Source organism: Candidatus Wallbacteria bacterium (assembly GCA_028687545.1).
Taxonomy (GTDB): domain Bacteria; phylum Muiribacteriota; class JAQTZZ01; order JAQTZZ01; family JAQTZZ01; genus JAQTZZ01.
This window is the reverse complement of the sequence record JAQTZZ010000019.1, coordinates 19,588-38,427: the sequence shown is the minus strand read 5'-3', so window position 1 is coordinate 38,427 and position 18,840 is coordinate 19,588. Positions and strand designations below refer to the sequence as shown.

Below are 18,840 nucleotides of genomic sequence, written 5' to 3'. Positions count from 1 at the left end.
TGTTTTCTAACTCCTCTTTTCCTTATACATTTCAAACAAAAAAGCCACCCTCTCCGCTTCACTGTTAAATCTGACTTTCCCATAGGCCGCATCCACGACTTTATCGAGTTCTTTATGAGCTTTCATCAACACTGGCGGCATTGTGAGTACATTGTAAAGATCAGCCAGGCAGCTTTCAGGAAACTGAGCACGAGCATCAAGCACTTGCTGAGCCGCCTTTTCAATTTCAAGTATATTTTTCTCAGATGTTTCTGGCCAGGGGAAATTGTTGTATACGATATCTTTGGAATATCGGTAATCGCCTTTCAGTCTGCCACAAACTGCTCTTACCCAGGCCATGTGCATGGCTGACTGAAGGATTCCAAAGTGGAAAAGTGTCGCACCTGGAAGTGATAGACAGCTATCTGCAACGATATTCTCTTTATCAAAAAAACCAAATGGGATATATACACGATTTTCGGAAGTGTGTCGTGGTATTAATACGTACTTTTCTTCTGGTTGAGTCACTTGTCTGAATAGTGATGGATAAGGATAATTTTGTGTGGTTGGAGCCTTACTTGATTTACGGAAAGCTTCAACAGCTTTAATTCTATCTTTTACTTTTGGCATAGAACTGATTTCACTTGGTGATGCACCTACAAGCCAGACAACCCACCTTTTTTCTCCATGTAAATATTCTTTAGCGCTAATAAAGGGCTTTATAAATTGAGCTGCTAAGGGTTCATCTAAAAGAAAAGCCTCTTTTTCGCTATCTGTAAAAAGGAAATGCCCTCCATCAGTTGGTTTATTGCCATACATCATTTCCGGCATTCCGAATTGGTTTTTGGACTGGTTATCAAGCAATATCCATGGTGCGTCAACCAAATATGCATTAATATTTTTGACCTTGATTTTATGTGGCTCTCCATCTGGACTTTCATACTCATAAAGCCATTTTTTATCAGAATCAAATTCAGCGAAGCCAATTATTACACAGTAAACCGCTGCTTTTCCTTTTGCCTCACTGGTCCATTTAAAAGTGCGGTGTGCAAAATGTATTGAAACCTTATTGTGCCGTAAGAGGGCGCGCCATAGTATGCCAACTTGCTCCCCTTGAGTGATTGAGTTTGTAGAAACATAGGCAACTTTTATAGCAGTACCTTTAATGTATGAAACTGCTTTGCAATACCAGGCTGTGACATAGTCCATCACTCCTGCTGATTTCTCTTCTTTTCCATAAATTGCCAGCATTTCAGCTTTCTGTGATGGAATCTGGAGATGGTGCCCAATAAATGGAGGATTTCCAAGAATAAAGGATAGTTCTGTAGGTTTGATAATTGTGGACCAATCTATTTGTAATGCATTACCGCAAACAATGCTTGGTGCTTTTGTAAGTGGAAGACGGCTGAAATACTGTCCAAACTCCTCGCTGATGCGCATGTTCATTTGATGATCAGTCATCCAGAGCGCAACTTGAGCTATCTGGGCAGGAAATTCCTCAATCTCAATCCCGAAAAACTGATCTACGTCCAGCAAAACTATATGCGAAATCTCCAACACAGCATTTTTTTCCTTCTTGTAAATCTCTCTTAACACTTCCAATTCCAGCATTCTCAACTCACGATAACTGATAACAAGAAAGTTTCCGCAACCACATGCTGGATCAAGAAACTTCAACTTTGCAAGACGTTTGTGGAATTCTTCCAACTTTGCCTTGCTGCGCTTAGTCTTTAACTTGTTGAATTCACCTATTAACTTGTCTAAAAATAGAGGGTGAATGACTTTCAGAATGTTCTGCTCAGTAGTATAGTGCGCACCAAGGTTCCTCCGCAGTTCGGGAATCATGACAGACTGAAACAGCGAACCAAATATAGCCGGACTGATACGGCTCCAATCCAATGCAGCACATTCGAGAAGTATTTGTCTCATCTTTGAATCAAAGGCAGCAGGGGGCAGCTGCTCTGAAAAAAGTTTGCCATTCACATAAGGAAAAGAAGCCAAGTGATCATCAAGATTCGTCAATCGCTGCTCCTCTGGCGTGTTTAGAATATAAAAAATTGTGCTAAGGTGTTGAGCAAGATCGCTTCCATCCTCTTGCGTCTTAGTCTCAATGTAGTCCTGAAAGTGTCCTCTTTCAAAAATAGCTGTATCATCTGCAAACAGGCAAAAAAGCAAGCGTACAAGATACACTTCAAGGTGATGCCCAGCATATCCTACCTCTTTTAGTTGATCATGGAGCTTCCCCATGAGTTCGGCTGCTTCAATGTTAGCAGGATCTTCCGGTTTTAAGGCCTCTGTTCTATATCCTGCAATAAAGTTAAATAGCTTAATATTCTTATAAAGTTCGGATAGCTGGAATTCGTGTTGTGCTTTATTTTCAAGATCATAAAGCCGGAATCTGGCAAAATCTGACACCAGAATATAGCGAGGCAAATCTCGGTCTTTCAACCCCGGGAAATAATCAAGTGCTTGGTTAAAAGCTTTATCAAGATTCTTCCCACGCGATTTGTGTTCAACCAACAGCACGCTTCTCCAGAGCAGGTCGATAAAGCCGCCTTGCCCATCAGACTTTTTTGCAGGTTCTTCAAAACTTGCAAGCCTTCGGCGGTTAAAACCAAACACATGGAAAAAATCATTCCAAAAAGTCTGAGCTTCAGCGTTTTCACTTTTTTCTTCTGCCCATTCTTTGGAAAATGCTAACGCGCGACTTCTGATCTCGTTAATGCTCAAAGGAACAGTTGATCGCCTGTCTTGTTTGATTTTAATTTCAACCATGTTAGGTCACTCTATGTCGAGTAGTGATCAATATTCCAAATTTCCTTACCAAGCCGATCAAAAAATACTCCTTTACTGAAAAGTAAATCTAAAAGTTCTTTTACATCTTCTAGATAAATATTATTTTTTTTTGGAAAAATAGAGATATAGGTCGCTCCTCTTTCATATAGTGGATTCTGGGGATTACTAAACGGAACTTTTTTTGAAAAGTGTGAAAGTAAAAAGGAATAGTTTTTAAACCCAAGGAAGTCTTCTGTTTCTAATACTACATCAGTATCAATTAAGCGAGCAGTAAGTTTATGTCTTTTTTCAATGCAAGTAATTCCATCAGAAAAAACAAAATTTATCGGAATACAATTTATTCCATCCGCTCTAATGGCTTTAAATATTTCAATCAAACAAGGTAGAGTTTTGTCTATAGTATTAGGGTCGAGAATAAAATCAATCGGTTTTGGAAAAGAGCCTTCATATGTTTTTATCGAAATTCCAAAACTTTCAATGCCGTTAATACAATCTTTTGATTCAAGAGCAAAATTCTTGAACGATGATTTGGCTCTTTCTAAAACATCTGATTCTCCGCATAATAAGGAGAAATCTCTTACGTTTATTAGCACACTAATATCTTCAACAATTTGTAAATAGTTGCCTAATGGATGAGATGAAGAACCACTACTATTTGACATAAACTCTTTGTATTCATTCTCGGAAAAAAATAAATTGTGTTTGTGCTTAAACTCATCATTTGAAATTGCGATTAAATTATCAAGACCGTCCTTGTTAGAAATGTTGAAACCTTGAAGCAGGCTGAGTGGCGGATTCATAGCTGCAATATCTGTACCAAGGCATCCTACAGGAACAACTCGAATCTTTTTTGAATAAGCAAAACCCGCTTCAAAACAAACCCAGCTTGACCGTACAGAATTAGGTGTAATAAAAATGAACATCAGTTTAGCCTGATTTAGCGCTTCTTCGACCTTATGCACCCAATTTTTCCCTAGTGGTATGCTTTGTCCGTCACTCGATAGAAATACATCAATAGATCCACCAGTTTTTTCGACAAACAAATCTTTAAGGCGGCATAAAACATCTTTATCTTTTGAAGAGTGGCTGAAGAAAATAATCGGTTTGCTTAATTGATCCACTTTAGACCTCTTAAAAGGATGAATTCAAAATCCATAATATTTCATTACAGCCTGTGTCAGAACATTCCCTGCAACAGTCAAGCTGACCTTCCAAGTTCCATCTGCAGCCTTTTTCATCATATTGCATATCCAATCTGTGACTTTGGGACCAGGGTTTTTCTTTTCAGCAGGTAGGACATCTTCATTGATTGCTTTCAGTAGTTCTTTAATATCATCCTGCGGAACATGATTTCGTATTAGTTCCTTTTCAAGAGAATCCGGGCTAAGGTATGTGATGTTTAAATTTTGAGAATAGTCACATGTTCCAATTGTAGGAGACCCTCCATAAATAGTCGTATGGAAAATATGAGCTATCTTATTATCACTTTGTTCTGAACGCCTAATTGCAATTTCACCATTCTCTGTAGAAATTTCTTTTTCAAATTTCAGAGTAAAGTCGAGAATTCTATTGCGGACGGTGTTCAATACTTCGACAAGTTCAAGTGAGTTGAATTCGCCCCACACTTCTAAGCAATTCATATACTGGTAAACAGTTTTTCCTAAAACAAGATTTAGATCACCCGTGCTGATTTGTAATGTTTTAGCTGATTTTAAACCCTGTAAAGTAGCTTCAATATTCGAAATACTATTACGACACTTATATCTTTCGTAAGATGCACGAATGTGTTCCGGGAGTGAGACCATAGGGACGGGGGCATTTCTAAGACCAGAACCACAAACACCTGAGAAATGCCCTCTCATTTCAAGTCGCCATATTCTGTAGTTCGGTACTTCGACATTTTCTGGATACCCATTCGACTCCCAAATCAGCCAATCCCCCAACTCGGAGCAATTTAATTTTGATGCTAAAACTTTGCATTTTCTGAGGATTGTTCCCAGATCGCTACCCGCGTTTACAGAGGCATCATGGATTTCAGTCAATAGTGACATATTTTACTCCTGATTAGATAAACAGGGACATATAAACTTCATGGTGTATTGATTGGTATGGAGAGGGGGAGTTGACCCCCTCTTTTGGCTCCGGTATGTATAAAGTTGTGCATCCTATCTATGTCTGTGGTAGTTCAACATTTCCTCTCCACACAAGAGCCACTAACACAGCCATTGCTAATTTAATACATTTCATTGTTTTACCTCCTGTTTTTTTCGTCCATTGCTCTACGCTGAGGATTGCATACAGGACCGTTGCATGACATGTACAGCTAACAATAGCAGAGAGTAAAACACTGTTGCGGAAGTAAGGATGCACAACTTCACATCAACATATAAACTCATTATATATGCTTATTTTTCAGAATCAAGGTATTTTGTGACTTACAGTTAATTTTATCTCTCTCGTCACTTCCCTACACAGCATACAGTTCCCGCTATTTTATTTTCAATATTGGTTGAGTCACTGGGTCTATCCATGTTATTGAATTTAAGAGTTCCACGGTATTTTTTGAACTTCCTAATGATTTTTGTAATGCAAGGTCATGCGTGATGATGATTTTATCTGCTGCTAATGCAGCTTCGATCAAATGTAGATCCTTTTTAATCGCAGCAAGGTCACTTTCAGTAACATCCGTTTCGTTAATAATGACTGGAATCAGCTCTATTTTTTCGGTTGCCTTGTGATGGGCAGCCATGGAACGCCACCATTTGCGAGAATACCTGCTTAGATGTCTAATCCATTCTGCCCGAATACTATCCGTGACCACCACCCGATGGCAGATTTTGAGAATCTGATCTAATATTCCCCGGCAAGATGAAGAAACCGGGTGGTTTGTCTCACCTGCTGCTCTGATTACCGATGTATCGACAACTAATAATTTGGTTGTTTTAACCATCATGATTATATTGTTTTATTTCCACGGCATCGAGATATTCTTTTTCAGCATCAAGCTCAGTTTGATCGAAGTCTTCCGGCCATTTCCCATAAGAACCAAATTCATCCAGATCAGAAGATGAGATTGTCGTATAACCGTCTTCATCACGTGTAAACCAATGCAGTTTCACGTCATTTTTAGATATTTGTTCTTTCGTTACAAGAGTCTGAATTTCTCGAAGCAGCAATGCACTATGAGTTTCAACAACAGTAATTACGCCCCGTTTTGCAGCATCACGCAAGATATAGGCTAATCTACGCTGGGCAAGAGGATGTAAGTGTATCTCAGGCTGTTCTAAATAGACAAGTTGGCCTGGTTTAGCAACCAATAAAGCTACAACCACTGGTAAAGACTGAGAGACGCCAAAACCGACATCTGTAATATTGACTAAATCTTGTGCGCCACCTTGTTTGCTGTGTGGAAGTCTACCAACTTTCAACTCAATATTGGCGTCATCTATGTGTTTGGCTGTAACTTTCCAGGCAAGACCAAGTTCTTCGAGATTATCTCCTAATTTAATTAGCTTTGCGCTTTTTTCTACAGCCCACTGAGCGATTACACTGGCAACATACTGCTCAAAACTCCCTTGAAAATTTGGACCACCTGTGGTTTTAGAGTAAGTTCGTTGAGGATTACCTCGTAAACCTGGCAGGTGAATCAAACTTAGAATATGTGGTAGAAACAATGTGCTTGGTGAAATACCAGGACCATAGTGAAATCTGTGTTTAGATGCCTCATCCTTAACCATAGCAAATTCTAAAAAGCATCTGTCGCGCACAACAGTCCATTTTACTTCATTGTCTTTTATAGTTTTTTGATAGTCTTTCCAAGGCTCTGGGATAATCTTTAGAATATCTTCGTTAGACATATTCATTTTGATTTTGAAATTCTCATTTGTTGATTTATATTCCATGCAGTTCAGTTCAAGACTCTTACCATCTTCTTTTACAAAATGGTTGGTTAGTGATTCACCACCGCTTAATTTAATCGTGATGCAAAATGTATTACACTGTTTTTTACTACTAGAACGAGAAAGAAGTTGGTCTGTCGAAGTAAAACGCACGTGATTGCCAAACAATTGCAGAGGTCCTGGATCACCTGAAGCTTCCAGTGTTTGTTTCAACAATAGCAAAGGTTGTAAAAAGCTGGATTTACCAGAACTGTTTGCTCCGGCAAGAATCGTCAAAGGACGAATCTCAATACTTTTTTCGAGATTGATCGATTTAAAGCCTTTTACAGTAAGCCCTGATATTCTCGGGACTGGAGACATTTTCTCCTCCATTAAGCATTACGAATAGCTACAAATTGTTATAAACATAGTCAAATACACATGACCGTAAAATAGTCTATACTCTGCAATCTTAAAATACAATTTACCACCATATGCCTTTTTCTACAGTTCATTCATGGTATGCAATCTTTTGATCTTCAAAGACAGTTGAGAAATCTGTCCACCAGCAAGTCCAGAAGAGATGTTATGTTTCAATTCAGTCACGGTTACCCCTTTTTTCCGACACATTAATTGTATAGTGATTTTACTCCTGTGCAATCATCTTTGCAGGTAAACCTGGTGGCTGAACAGGGGAATAGAAGAGGGCGGGGTTACCCCCGCCCTTGGAATATCATAGGCTTTCAGCAGTTTTCGAGATTTTGCTTTATTCTGGTTTCATCGTCCGACAGCCCATAAGCAATGATTTCGATGGTCAGTTTGGAAGAGCGTCTGTAGTTCCGGGCTGTGTAAATGTATTGGTCGGAAGATGTGTTAACTGCCTGGCCTTCTTCGAGAATGTTGCCGTTTGAGCGGATCAGGCGGACTATTACTTTAACCACTGCCACATTGTCTTTTGCCTCGATTTCTATTTGGTTTAATGTTTGAAGTATCTCCCTACCAACGGGATCAAGTCATAATTTGGGTTTGGGCTATAGTGAAAGACTTGATCCCGAACCCTGTATTGGATTGATGAGTTTTTACTTCTGATCGAGTTTCAGCAGAGTCGCCAGATTGATTTTGATCAGCTTGAGCATGAAGTCTGGCCTGATGTTTTCCATCGTATCTTTGGGATTGTGGTATCCGGGATTGCTGTCCCATTCATTTTCGATGGTGAGCACTGCCGGAATGTTCCTGCTCAGGAACGGCTCATGGTCTGATCCCCAGGCATTGTAGCTTATCTCGGTTTTCATACCCGCATACTGCTCGGCAGACGCCTTCAGCTCCTGCACAAGAGGGTCGGCGAACCTGAGAGATTCAAGCATCACTGTGTCCGGATCGTTTCCGTAATATCCGATCATGTCCATGTTGAGAACCCCTGCAATGGCACCGTCTTCAGCCAGCTTCGCCACATAGGCGCGGCTCCCGAGCAGGCCCTGCTCCTCGCCCATAAAAAGAATGAATTCCACGTTCTGGTTGAGCTTCATGTCCCTGACAGCCCTGGCAATGGTCAGCACTCCTGCTGATCCGCTGCCGTTGTCGTCTGCCCCGGGTGCCAGTCTGGCCGCGTCCCCGGAAGAGGTGCTGTCCAGATGCGCAGTGACCAGAATTTTCTTCTGGCCTGTTCCGGGTTTTCTGGCGATGATGCTGTAACCGGTCCTGCCGCTGCTCGTGAATTCCACGACTTCGGATTTGTATCCCAGGGCTTCGAAAGCAGCCCTCATGTCATTGGCGATTGTCCCGGCCTTTGTGGAAAATGTATGCCTTGTCGCATAGTCGACGAGCTTCTGAAGGGTATCCCTGACAATGTCCTTGTTGATTCCATCCAGGACTGCCTGAATTTCCGGGTCGGCTTTTTCCTGAGACCTGACCGCTCTGCGGGTTACGACGGTCTGCCCGAATTCCAGGGCCTGAACCCTGAACAGGTAGCTCTGGGTCCGCAAAATGTCCTGCAGCGCTGATGGGTCTGCTGAGAAAACGGCGAAACATCGATATGCGGCGTAGATTTTGGCGGAAGAGAGATAATCAGCCACTGGCCTGTCCTTGCTCATGGCGAGATACAGGGGCGCTTCCACCTGCTGCTTTGACCCGCATGATGGAATCAGCATGTCAGGACCATCCCCTAAGATCAGCATTTTGTCCCCGAGTTCGACCCACGCCGGGCAGGACCTGGTCAATGCGTCAAAATCGTCAGGGCTGGCGGTGTATAGATATTGCTGCGAAGCATATGCGGTGAATGAAACGACTGCACAGAAAAAGAACAGGTATTTCATACGGCTCCCCACTGAATAAGACTGAATACGTGCTTATTATAACTTCAAGGAAACGGGTTTGCAATCTGATATGCAAAGTGACCCGAATTTCTCACTGGAAACAATTCTGTATTGCATGAAACGCATGAGAAAATTGGATTTGATGTTTGAAGCTAACCCATAGTGACGGGGTCAGGTTGTGGCTTGGGTGTGATTTTGGGTACAACCAGACCCCGGACTTAGTATGCGGCTTTGTCTTCAGTCTGAAGCGATTCGCTTCAGATAGCTGTCATAGGCTTTTTTGATATCTTCCAGGCAGTCACAGCCGAATTTTTCCAAAAAGGCGTCTGCGAGGACATAGGCGAGCATGGCTTCACCGATCACGCCTACTGCAGGGACTACGCAGGTGTCGGCCCGGTCGCGGAAGGCTTTGCCCGGTTCCAGGGTCTTGATATCAACAGTAGCCAGCGGTTTTTGCAGCGTCGGAATCGGCTTGACTGCCAGGCGGACTACGATCGGTTCGCCATTGGAGATTCCGCCTTCAACTCCGCCTGCGCGATTCTGTCTGCGGAAAAATCCTTTCTGCCTGTCATGGAAGATCTCATCATGTACTTCAGAACCGCATTTTCCGGCATTTTCAAAGGCAGGTCCGATTTCCACGCCCTTGACGGATGGAATCGACATCAGGGCTGCTGCGATGCGGCTGTCCAGCCTGCGGTCGAAATGCACATGACTGCCGAGTCCAGGAATCATTCCAGCAGCCGATATTTCCGAAACCCCGCCTAAAGAGTCGCCTGATTTCGCGGCATTATCAATGGCTGAAATCATTTCGAGCTCTGCATCCGGATCCAGACAGCGAAGGAGCGAATCTTCAGCCTGATTGAAGCTCAATTTCACTTCCCTGATAATTGTGTCTACGATTTTAACAGTGTGGGAACTTACAGTGATGCCGAATTGCGACAGCAGCTGTTTGAAAACAGCACCAGCAGCTACTCTGGCCGCAGTCTCACGAGCTGAAGCCCGTTCCAGGGAATTGCGGATATCTGTAAAACCGTATTTCAGGGTTGCGGCAAGATCCGCATGGCCAGGTCTGGGAAGAGTAACAGGAACTCCTGAGATACCTTCGGAGACTTTCATTATTTCAGTCCATTTACCGTGATCCAGGTTCTGGATGAAGATGGAAACAGGCGAACCGAGGGTTAAACCATTCCGCACGCCGGACTGGATCAGCGCGGCATCGTGTTCGATTTCCATGCGCTTGCCCCGACCGTAACCGAGCTGCCTGCGCCTGAGTTCATTATCGATGAGTTCAGCGGAGACAGGCAGACCTGCAGGAAGACCTTCCACAATTACCGTCAAACCAGTTCCGTGAGATTCGCCGGCTGTCAAAAATCTGAGCATGATACACTCTCCAATGCTTTTTTCATGATTTCGAGCGGTGCCGGCTGTCCAGTCCAGATGCGAAACGACTCCGCACCCTGAAGTGCCAGCATCAATAGTCCGTTCACTGCCCTGAATCCCCTGCAGTCCCGTGCCGGGAACCTGTAATTCAAGTCATAATAGACAGCGCCTGACTTGAATTTCTTAATCATTGCCAGCATGTCCTCAGAAGTGGAGTTCACCACCAGGTCGGCATGGGACGCGCATGAGTCAAGCAGATCATACGGAACAGGTTCGGCGGAAAGAGCTGAAGCCAGATTTTTAGCCCGGGAAGCTGTGCGGTTGGTGATCATGAAATTCGCGGGCTTCAGATTTTTGATCACATAACCGCAGGACCTGGCCGCACCTCCGGAGCCGATCAGCAGAACCGACCTGCCCTGCAGACCAATATCCATGATTCTCAGCGATTCGCGGAATCCATGGACATCAGTGTTAAATCCCTGCATCCGCTCGCCAAAAAGGATGGTGTTCACTGCACCGACAGCTTCAGCTTCAGGACTAAGAAGCTGAAGTAACCGATACACAGCTTCCTTATGCGGGGCAGTCACGTTTACCCCTCGGAAGCCTAAAGCCGCAAGACCAAAGACAGCGTCTTTCAGTTTCTGGGCCGGCACGGGAAAGCGCTGGTAGACGCCTTCAATCCCTAGATGGGAAAAGGCTGCCTGCTGCATGACAGGTGAAAAAGTCACTGCAAGGGGATAACCTATGATGCCTGTGTAGAGCATAGAGCCTCTTACAAAATGTATTTATTCGCTATATCTTGGATGGATATTTTGTTAGAGGCTCTTGGAGCACTAACAAAACTCATACATCGAAGTAGCTTGTAACGATCAGTATCATACTGAAAATCGAGTTTTGCAAGTGTCACCATTTTCTGACCTCCGCGATGAAGCTTCTGACAAGTTCCGGATTCTTAACGCCCGGTGATTTTTCTACGCCTGTAGCCACATCAACCCCATAGGGTTTAAGAGCCCTGATTGCTGATCCGACATTCTGAGGGGTAAGGCCACCGCCTATTATGACCGGGACTTCGAGGTTTTCAGCTTTTTTCCAGTCGAATAACCTGCCGTCTCCACAGCCAGGGTCAAGCAGGATAGTGCATCCGGAATAGCTCTTGATTTTTTTAAGTAGTTCAGGACTGGAATCGATTTCCGCCACAGCGATGCGCTTGATCACTCTCCTGCCAAGCCCGGCACAGAACTCGGGGTTTTCATCGCCGTGCAGCTGGATCACGTCCAGGCCGCAGATTGCGGAGGTTTTTTTCACTTCATCCTGAGATTGATTCAGGAATACTCCGACAACCGTAATCAGGGGAGGAAGTTTTCTGATGATGGACGCAGCGGCTTCAGGACTTATCCGGCGCCTGGATTGTGCGAAGATGAATCCCAAGGCGTCTGCCCCTGCTTCGGAACAGAACAGGGCATCTTCTACCGAAGTGATTCCGCAGATCTTGACCCTGGTCATGAGTTCTCCATCCAGGCCCTGGCTTCCTGCATGATGCGGACAAATTCTTCCCTGCGCCCGTCCTGAACTGTTCCGGTTACTTCTGCCACAGCGCTGGACAGATGATCGTAAAGTTCGCTTCTGAACGGGTTGTTCTTCTGAATCGAATAATACAATTCCGGGTTTTCCCTGATTACACTTTCAGTCGTAACCATCTGGGAGATAAAGGTGGTACTGGCAATTTTCAAAAGTTCGGCATGGGTGAAACCGGAATTCAGCAGAGTTTTCGCAAAAATGATGTTGATGATATGGGAAAGCCCCAGCACGCAGGCTGCCAGACGGTCGTGCTCAAGAAGAGGCAGTTGGATTCTGGAAACAGATGTTTCCGCGAAAAATCCTTCTACTTTTCTGTCTGCTGCGCTGCTTCCGCATCTGCAGAAGCAGATTATCTTGTCCGACAGGGTCCTGGCATTCGGACCGAACATCGGGTGAATGCTGGTATAGGCGATCCCTTTTCGGACTGCTTCCGTAATAGGTTCCAGCAGAAGAGCTTTGAGACTGGTGATGTCGAAGACCACGCCGGTGTACTTGAAATCAGTGATTTTTTTGATCAGCTCCGGGGTGGCGTCGATGGATACTGAAAGCACTGCACATGTGGAATTTTCCAGGCCTTCTTCCATAGAATCGCATTGCCGGAATTCCGAATCGCTTTTCTGCAGGTCATAGACTGTAACACTGTGGCCCTGGCTCTGGAAAAAATGGCAGAGCCATCTCCCCATCCCTCCAAGACCTCCGATCACGAGAATTTTTTCCCTGCCGCCGCTGTATGCCGAATAATGAAGCTGCTCCTGCCTGATGCACGATTCACTGATCAGCATTTGCATGATGTTTTTCACGAGTTCGTCAGGGACGTTCTTTTTACAGGCTTCGGCTGCGGCGTTATCTATCACGTTTTTTTCCACAGTGAAATCCCTTAAAGGGATGCCATGTTTCTGCTTCTTTTCTCCGATTTCCGAAGCCAGTTTCAGTCGTTCCGAGATCAGACCTACGAGTTCCTTGTCGATTTCGCGGATTTTTATTCTCAATTCTTCCAGCTTTGTCATGTTGCCCCCAGCAATTCCGACAAGGTCTTGGGAATGTTTTCAGATCTCATCAGGGTTTCACCGATCAGGGCAGCCTGGAATCCGGCCTTTTCAAGTTCCAGCAGATCGGACCTGTCTTTGATACCAGACTCGCTGACTGCAATGAAACCCGGCGGAATCAGCTTCTTAAGTTTCAGGGAGATTTTCAGGTCAGTCCGGAATGTTTTCAGGTCGCGGTTGTTGATCCCGATGATCCTGGCACCGCAGTGCAGGGCTTTCTGAAGCTCAGCCGGATCATGAACTTCTACAAGTGAGGAGAGACCAAGCTGATTCGCCAGAGTGATGAAATGGCGGAGTACAGGACCCTCAAGAATAGCTGCAATCAGCAGCACTGCATCAGCCTGGAGCAGGCAGGACTCATAGATCTGGTATTCATCGATGATGAATTCCTTCCGTAAAAGCGGCAGGATGGATGTTTTCCGGATCTCCTTGAAAACTGCCGGACTACCCCCGAAAAACAACTCGTCGGTCAGCACTGAAATCGCGGCAGCTCCTCCAGACTGATAAAGTAAAGCCAGTTCAGCCGGATCGAAGTCATCCCTGATGATGCCTGCAGTGGGAGATTTACGCTTGATTTCAGCGATGATCCTGATCGAAGATTTTGAGGACAGGATTTCTCCGAACCTGCTCGTTACCGGCTTAATCGTAGATTTAATAGATTCGAGCGGCAGCAGTCTGCGCTGTTCGGCCACTTCTTCCTTTTTATGGGCAATGATTTCTTCCAGAATATTCAATTGGAGAGCTCCCGGAGTTTTTTCAGAGCAAACGCTGCTCTGCCGGAGTCAATGGAAACCCTGGCAGCTTCGACTCCCCGGGCGATGTCCGGCACTTTTCCGCTTACATAGATTGCGGCCCCGGCATTCAGAAGCACAATGTCTCTGGCAGGACCCGGTCTACCCGAAAGTATTTCCAGAGTGATCTCTGCGTTTCTCGTGCTGTCTCCGCCTTTCAGTTCATCACGCCCAGACAGTTCGAATCCGAATTCCAGCGGATTGATGAGGAATTCTCTGATTCCGCCGTTTTTCAGCTCGCAGACAGCAGTATTGCCAGTCAGGGTGATCTCATCCAGCCCGTCTGTGCCATGCACGATCAGACAATGAGCTGATCCCAGGTTTTTGAGCACTTCACCCACAACCAGGGTCAGGTCCCTGTTAAAAACTCCGATCAGCTGGCGTCTGGCACCTGCCGGATTGGTGAGAGGGCCAAGCACGTTGAAAATCGTGCGTACTCCGATTTCCTTGCGAGGTCCGACCGCGTATTTCATGGCTTTATGCAGGGACGGAGCAAACAGAAAGGCGATGCCTGCATTTTCTGCGCAGGCTTTCAGTTTTTCCGGCAAAGCATCCAGTTTCACTCCGAGTTTTTCCAGGAGATCCGCGCTGCCGCAACCACTGGAAACCGAGCGGTTGCCGTGTTTCATCACGCAGCATCCCGCCCCGGCCGCCACAAAAGCCGAGACAGTGGAGATATTGAATGTGCCTGACATGTCTCCGCCTGTTCCGCAGGTATCGATCAGATCGGTACGGGGAATTTCGATTTTTGTAGCCTTGTCCCGCATGGCGAGGGCGAAGCCGGTGATTTCCGAAGGCTGGATGCCTTTCATATTCAGGCCGATCAGCAGGGCTGCAATCTGGGCATCTGTAGCATGTCCTTCCATGATTTCGAGCGCCGATGAGCAGGCTTCTTCAATCGTCAGATCGTGTCGCTCTGTGACTGCTCTGATAGCTTCACGGATGTTCATCTGCGTCGCCTTCTCAATTCATGCAGCACATCATCAATGCTGACGCCCTTTTTGGCAAGCAGAGCAGTGACAAAGTAGAGCACATCTGCGGCTTCCCAGATTATCTCATCCCGCTTCTTTGCTTCTACCACTTCCTGAGCTTCTTCCAGTATCTTCTCACAAATCATTTCAGCAGTGAGAGAAGATGTATAGGATCCCTGTTTAGGGTTTTCGAATCTGTCACGGACCACGTCATACAATTCGTACAGGCTGAATCTGCGGTCCCCGAAACAGGAGTAGCTGTTCTGATGACAGGCCGCCCCGCTCTGCCTTACGGTGATGAGGAGAGAATCCCTGTCACAGTCTGTCCTGATTTTCAGGAATTTCTGGATATTGCCTGAAGTTTCACCCTTATGCCAGAGTGAATTTCTTGATCTGGAAAAATAACAGACTTCGCCGGTTTCAAATGTCCGAAGGAGTGATTCCTTATTCATAAAGGCCTGCATCAGAACCTGACCCGATTCGTCGCAGGTGATGGCGGGAAGCAGCGGCTCTTTCCAGTTCAGGCATTCAGCGAAAGCATCAGGAAGCTTGATTCTGTCTGTGTACAACGCCATCCCGAGCTGCACGTCCGCCCCGAATCGGCTGATCTTTCTGGCTTCATCAATGGTTGTCACCCCGCCTGCGACAGTCAGAGAGTTCTTAGTGAGATTGCGCAACCTATTGCAGAGTTCCAGATCAGTTCCACCCAGGCAGCCTTCGCGCTCCACGCAGGTGAAGAGAAATTCCGAACAGAAAGGTTCGAGTTCTGTAATGGCTGACTCTACAGGAATGCCGGTTTCATGCTTCCAGCCCTTTGTCACGATTCGACCGGCTCTGGAATCTATGGCAATGATCACCCTGTCTTTGCAGATCTGGCTTGTAAAACCAGCCAGAAATTCCCGGGCAATACTGGAATCAGTGAAAGCATTCGACCCTATGATGACTTTAGTGGCACCATAAGTGAGCATTTTTTTTGCACGCACCAGGTCCAGGCCTCCTCCCACCCTGCAATCTGCAATGTTGCAGATTTCCCGGATCAGGCCTTCGTTTTCCCCTTTTCCCAGTGCAGCATCCAGGTCGATCACTGCGATTTCCCCGAAGCGATTAAAATCCGCAGCCAGGTCGAGAGGATTGTCCCTGGTGAGGACAAGCTCAGACCCCTGTTTAAGCTGCACGGCTTTTCCGCCCATGATGTCTATCGAAGAGATAATCATCTGATGTTCACTCCTTTCTCCCGGAGGAATTTTTTTATTTCCAGGATCGTGTATCTGCCGGTATGCAAGAGGGATGCGAGCAGCAACGCTTCAGCACGACCTTCAGCAACAGCAGAGTGCATTTGTTCGAGGGTACCAGCACCGCCTGATGCGATCACAGGCACATCCACCGCTTCTGAGACGAGCCTGGTGAGTTCGAGATCGTAACCAGACTGTGTGCCATCCTGATCGATGGAATTCAAAAGAATTTCTCCTGCCCCGAGGCTGGCACCTCTTTTCGCCCATTCAATCGCATCAAATCCGGAATCAGTTCTGCCGCCGTCGGTATAGGAATGCCAGGAGCTGCCGCACTTTTTTGCGTCTATCGAAAGCACCATGCATTGCGAACCATAGATCCCTGCGCCTTCTGAAATCAATTCCGGGTTCCTGATGGCCGAAGAGCAGAGGGAGACCTTGTCAGCCCCGGCGGCCAAAATTTTCCGGATGTCATCTACATTCCTGATCCCGCCTCCAACCGTCAATGGAATAAAAACCTGCCTGGAAACCCGCTCGACTACATCGAGCAGGATGTCGCGCTTCTGATGTGTGGCTCCGATATCCAGAAAACAGAGTTCATCAGCCCCCTGTTCGTAATAAAACCTGGCCATTTCAACTGGATCTCCGGCATCCCGCAGGTTCTTGAATTTGACTCCTTTGACCACCCTGCCTGCTTCCACATCAAGGCAGGGGATGATCCTAACTGTGATCATGGGAAAGCCATCCTTTCAGCAGATTCAGACCCGGATCTCCGCTCTTTTCAGGATGGAACTGGACACCCAGCACTTTTCCTGACAAGAGGGCTGAAGGATAGACGATGCCATAGTCTGTTTCTGCTGCAATTGCAGACCTGTCCACAGGATCGGCGAAAAAGCCGTGTAGAAAATAAAAATATTCTCCGTCGGAAAACAGATTTGACCTGCCGGATGGTTTGACAGTGTTCCAGCCTATCTGAGGGACTTTTCCCTGAGTGAACTTCCTGCAGAACCCCCGGAAAAAACCGAATCCGCAGGCTCCGGGTGACTCGTCGCTGCCCTCCAGCAGAAGCTGCATCCCCAGGCAGATGCCTAAAAACGGTCTGCCGCTTTGAAGCCAGGACTCCACGGACTGAAAAAGGCCGGTTTCCTTCAATCTGGATACAGCAGCTCCGAAAGCACCCACACCCGGAAGCACCAGCCTGTCACAATTCAAAAGACCTTCCGGGGATACAATAATTTCCGATGGAGCACCGATGTAATCAAAGGCCTTTTTTACGGAAGCCAGATTCCCGGCGCCATAGTCAATGATCGCTATCATCGCCGATTGCCCCCTTAGTGCTCGGGATATATTCCAGCAGCCTGCTGTCGACGCTGCAGGCCATCTGCAACGCTTTTGCCATGGCCTTGAAGATGGCTTCTATTTTATGGTGGTCTGAGCGGCCGATCTGCATGCGTACGACCAGGTTCGCTCCCATCCCGGCAGCCAGCGCCTGGCAGAAATCCTGCAGCAGATCTGTGTCCAGATCCCCGCAGAGTCTGCGCTTGAATTTTGCGTCATACTGTAAAAACGGTCTGCCGCCGAAATCAACTGCCACTACTGCCAGAGCTTCATCCATAGGATAGACGAAAAAACCGGCCCGATTGATACCCATTTTATTACCCAGAGCCTTGTTGAAAGCTTGACCAAGCACGATGCCACAGTCTTCCAACAGATGATGCTGGTCTACGTGCAGGTCTCCTTCAGCCTTTACTGTCAGGTCGAATCTGCCATGGCGTGCCAGATTTTCCAGCATGTGGGTAAAGAAGCCGACCGGAGTAGAGATGGAAGAATCACCGGTGCCGTCAAGGTTCAGTTCCACCGAAATATCGGTTTCTTTGGTTTTTCTGTGGATCGAAGCTTTTCGACTCCGATTATTTTGTCCAGATGCGCCAGGGCCTGCCATTGTTGAGGTGCGCCATTGCGCGCCTTTACAATGGCAGGTCTCTACCTTGTGTCTCATCTATATGACCACCTTCCTGATGTCATATTCCAGGATGTCAGTCGCGCCAAGTTTTTTGAGGAGCGGGATCAGACGTGATGTTTCATAGGATTTCACAGCCACCTTGACCGCAAATCCCTCGTCCGCATAAAGAGGAGAAACTGTGGGTGCGCGCATGCAGGGCAGGATTTTCACGATTTCCTCAAATCTGTCTTTGGGGACATTCATTTCCAGCATAACCCTGGAACGGGCATTCAGCACTGAATTGATGAGTGTTTTAAGTCTTTCCATTTTTTCCCGTTTCCAGGGGTCTTCGTATGCTTTGCGGTTCGCGATGAAGCGGGTGGTTGACTCCAGGACTGTACTAATTACGGACAGGCCATGCTCGCGCAGGGTGCGGCCAGTAGCTGTATTGTCGATGATCATGTCGGCGTCTTCAGGCGGGAAGACTTCCGTGGCACCGAATGTACGCAGAAAAACATAATCATATCCTTCCTTCTGCAGGAATTTCTTGGAAAGCTGTTCGTATTCGGATGCCACAACCAGTCTGCGTTTTTTCAGTCCGGAATCCAGGCTTTTTTCCGGAACAGCGGCTACAATTTTCACAGGGTTGAATCCGAGATCCATGATTTCCACGACATCGGCTCCAGTTTCCAGGATCCAGTCCAGTCCGGCGAATCCGGCATCGTGCGAGCCAAGTTCCAGCAGTTTTGGGATGTTCTGAGATTTCATGATCTTGGCTTCGATCTCACCATCTGCGACCATAGGAAGATAGGAGCGGGCGGAAAGTTCAATGCCTGCACCAATGTCATTGAGCAGGGCGGAAATTTTCTCAAACATGCGTCCCTTAGGTATTACGAGTTTCAATTTCATAGCTACTCCGTAAAATCAGTTAGAGGATT

18 protein-coding genes are annotated in these 18,840 nt (G+C 46.3%); all 18 read right to left on the bottom strand.

Going from position 1 to position 18,840, the window contains the following annotated elements; genetic code table 11:
- Positions 1-6 precede the first annotated feature (6 nt).
- Complete coding sequence (locus PHW04_09700; protein ID MDD2716157.1) at positions 7-2,754, bottom strand: class I SAM-dependent DNA methyltransferase; 2,748 nt, start codon at positions 2,752-2,754, stop codon at positions 7-9.
- Positions 2,755-2,765: 11 nt separating this feature from the next.
- Positions 2,766-3,896 carry a toll/interleukin-1 receptor domain-containing protein gene (locus PHW04_09695; protein ID MDD2716156.1) on the bottom strand — a complete coding sequence of 377 codons (1,131 nt, stop codon included), beginning with the start codon at positions 3,894-3,896 and terminating at the stop codon, positions 2,766-2,768.
- 24 nt (positions 3,897-3,920) lie between these two features.
- Positions 3,921-4,817: a hypothetical protein gene (locus PHW04_09690; GenBank protein ID MDD2716155.1), complete on the bottom strand. Its 897-nt coding sequence runs from the start codon at positions 4,815-4,817 to the stop codon at positions 3,921-3,923.
- Positions 4,818-5,263: 446 nt separating this feature from the next.
- The gene (locus PHW04_09685; protein ID MDD2716154.1) at positions 5,264-5,728 is read right to left on the bottom strand and encodes a hypothetical protein; all 465 of its coding nucleotides are present in this window, start codon (positions 5,726-5,728) and stop codon (positions 5,264-5,266) included.
- On the bottom strand, positions 5,718-7,034 hold the full coding sequence (locus PHW04_09680) for a DUF3696 domain-containing protein (GenBank protein ID MDD2716153.1): 1,317 nt from the start codon (positions 7,032-7,034) through the stop codon (positions 5,718-5,720). The genes PHW04_09685 and PHW04_09680 overlap by 11 nt, the downstream gene beginning before the upstream one ends.
- A gap of 362 nt (positions 7,035-7,396) precedes the next feature.
- A complete protein-coding gene (locus PHW04_09675; protein ID MDD2716152.1) occupies positions 7,397-7,594 on the bottom strand; it encodes a hypothetical protein in 198 nt (65 codons plus the stop codon).
- Between the two features lie 138 nt (positions 7,595-7,732).
- Entirely contained in the window at positions 7,733-8,965 is a 1,233-nt protein-coding gene (locus PHW04_09670) for a M20/M25/M40 family metallo-hydrolase (GenBank protein ID MDD2716151.1), read from the bottom strand.
- Between the two features lie 237 nt (positions 8,966-9,202).
- Positions 9,203-10,345 (bottom strand): chorismate synthase, encoded by a 1,143-nt coding sequence (aroC, locus tag PHW04_09665; protein MDD2716150.1) that lies wholly within the window; start codon positions 10,343-10,345, stop codon positions 9,203-9,205.
- Positions 10,330-11,109: a shikimate dehydrogenase gene (locus tag PHW04_09660; protein ID MDD2716149.1), complete on the bottom strand. Its 780-nt coding sequence runs from the start codon at positions 11,107-11,109 to the stop codon at positions 10,330-10,332. Before PHW04_09660 ends, aroC begins: the two co-directional genes overlap by 16 nt.
- Before the next feature lie 139 nt (positions 11,110-11,248).
- The gene (locus tag PHW04_09655) at positions 11,249-11,848 is read right to left on the bottom strand and encodes a phosphoribosylanthranilate isomerase (protein MDD2716148.1); all 600 of its coding nucleotides are present in this window, start codon (positions 11,846-11,848) and stop codon (positions 11,249-11,251) included.
- Positions 11,845-12,930 (bottom strand): prephenate dehydrogenase/arogenate dehydrogenase family protein, encoded by a 1,086-nt coding sequence (locus PHW04_09650; GenBank protein ID MDD2716147.1) that lies wholly within the window; start codon positions 12,928-12,930, stop codon positions 11,845-11,847. The genes PHW04_09655 and PHW04_09650 overlap by 4 nt, the downstream gene beginning before the upstream one ends.
- The gene (trpC, locus tag PHW04_09645) at positions 12,927-13,703 is read right to left on the bottom strand and encodes an indole-3-glycerol phosphate synthase TrpC (protein ID MDD2716146.1); all 777 of its coding nucleotides are present in this window, start codon (positions 13,701-13,703) and stop codon (positions 12,927-12,929) included. The genes PHW04_09650 and trpC overlap by 4 nt, the downstream gene beginning before the upstream one ends.
- Positions 13,700-14,710, bottom strand: a complete 1,011-nt coding sequence (gene trpD, locus PHW04_09640; protein ID MDD2716145.1) for an anthranilate phosphoribosyltransferase — start codon at positions 14,708-14,710, stop codon at positions 13,700-13,702. The genes trpC and trpD overlap by 4 nt, the downstream gene beginning before the upstream one ends.
- Entirely contained in the window at positions 14,707-15,945 is a 1,239-nt protein-coding gene (hisIE, locus tag PHW04_09635) for a bifunctional phosphoribosyl-AMP cyclohydrolase/phosphoribosyl-ATP diphosphatase HisIE (GenBank protein ID MDD2716144.1), read from the bottom strand. The genes trpD and hisIE overlap by 4 nt, the downstream gene beginning before the upstream one ends.
- Positions 15,942-16,694, bottom strand: a complete 753-nt coding sequence (gene hisF / locus PHW04_09630; protein ID MDD2716143.1) for an imidazole glycerol phosphate synthase subunit HisF — start codon at positions 16,692-16,694, stop codon at positions 15,942-15,944. The genes hisIE and hisF overlap by 4 nt, the downstream gene beginning before the upstream one ends.
- Positions 16,681-17,277 (bottom strand): imidazole glycerol phosphate synthase subunit HisH, encoded by a 597-nt coding sequence (gene hisH, locus PHW04_09625; protein ID MDD2716142.1) that lies wholly within the window; start codon positions 17,275-17,277, stop codon positions 16,681-16,683. Before hisH ends, hisF begins: the two co-directional genes overlap by 14 nt.
- On the bottom strand, positions 17,261-17,902 hold the full coding sequence (gene hisB / locus PHW04_09620) for an imidazoleglycerol-phosphate dehydratase HisB (protein MDD2716141.1): 642 nt from the start codon (positions 17,900-17,902) through the stop codon (positions 17,261-17,263). The genes hisH and hisB overlap by 17 nt, the downstream gene beginning before the upstream one ends.
- A 57-nt stretch (positions 17,903-17,959) precedes the next feature.
- The gene (gene hisG / locus PHW04_09615) at positions 17,960-18,811 is read right to left on the bottom strand and encodes an ATP phosphoribosyltransferase (protein ID MDD2716140.1); all 852 of its coding nucleotides are present in this window, start codon (positions 18,809-18,811) and stop codon (positions 17,960-17,962) included.
- Positions 18,812-18,840 lie beyond the last annotated feature (29 nt).

Excerpts from the sequence above, each read along its gene's own strand:
- PHW04_09670 (MDD2716151.1), bottom strand. The coding sequence starts at position 8,965 with ATGAAATACCTGTTCTTTTTCTGTGCAGTCGTTTCATTCACCGCATAT.
- trpD (MDD2716145.1), bottom strand. The coding sequence starts at position 14,710 with ATGAACATCCGTGAAGCTATCAGAGCAGTCACAGAGCGACACGATCTG.
- PHW04_09655 (MDD2716148.1), bottom strand. The coding sequence starts at position 11,848 with ATGACCAGGGTCAAGATCTGCGGAATCACTTCGGTAGAAGATGCCCTG.
- PHW04_09680 (MDD2716153.1), bottom strand. The coding sequence starts at position 7,034 with ATGTCTCCAGTCCCGAGAATATCAGGGCTTACTGTAAAAGGCTTTAAA.
- hisG (MDD2716140.1), bottom strand. The coding sequence starts at position 18,811 with ATGAAATTGAAACTCGTAATACCTAAGGGACGCATGTTTGAGAAAATT.
- hisB (MDD2716141.1), bottom strand. The coding sequence starts at position 17,902 with ATGGCAGGCCCTGGCGCATCTGGACAAAATAATCGGAGTCGAAAAGCT.
- hisH (MDD2716142.1), bottom strand. The coding sequence starts at position 17,277 with ATGATAGCGATCATTGACTATGGCGCCGGGAATCTGGCTTCCGTAAAA.
- PHW04_09685 (MDD2716154.1), bottom strand. The coding sequence starts at position 5,728 with ATGATGGTTAAAACAACCAAATTATTAGTTGTCGATACATCGGTAATC.
- aroC (MDD2716150.1), bottom strand. The coding sequence starts at position 10,345 with ATGCTCAGATTTTTGACAGCCGGCGAATCTCACGGAACTGGTTTGACG.
- hisIE (MDD2716144.1), bottom strand. The coding sequence starts at position 15,945 with ATGATTATCTCTTCGATAGACATCATGGGCGGAAAAGCCGTGCAGCTT.
- hisF (MDD2716143.1), bottom strand. The coding sequence starts at position 16,694 with ATGATCACAGTTAGGATCATCCCCTGCCTTGATGTGGAAGCAGGCAGG.
- PHW04_09650 (MDD2716147.1), bottom strand. The coding sequence starts at position 12,930 with ATGACAAAGCTGGAAGAATTGAGAATAAAAATCCGCGAAATCGACAAG.
- PHW04_09660 (MDD2716149.1), bottom strand. The coding sequence starts at position 11,109 with ATGCTCTACACAGGCATCATAGGTTATCCCCTTGCAGTGACTTTTTCA.
- PHW04_09700 (MDD2716157.1), bottom strand. The coding sequence starts at position 2,754 with ATGGTTGAAATTAAAATCAAACAAGACAGGCGATCAACTGTTCCTTTG.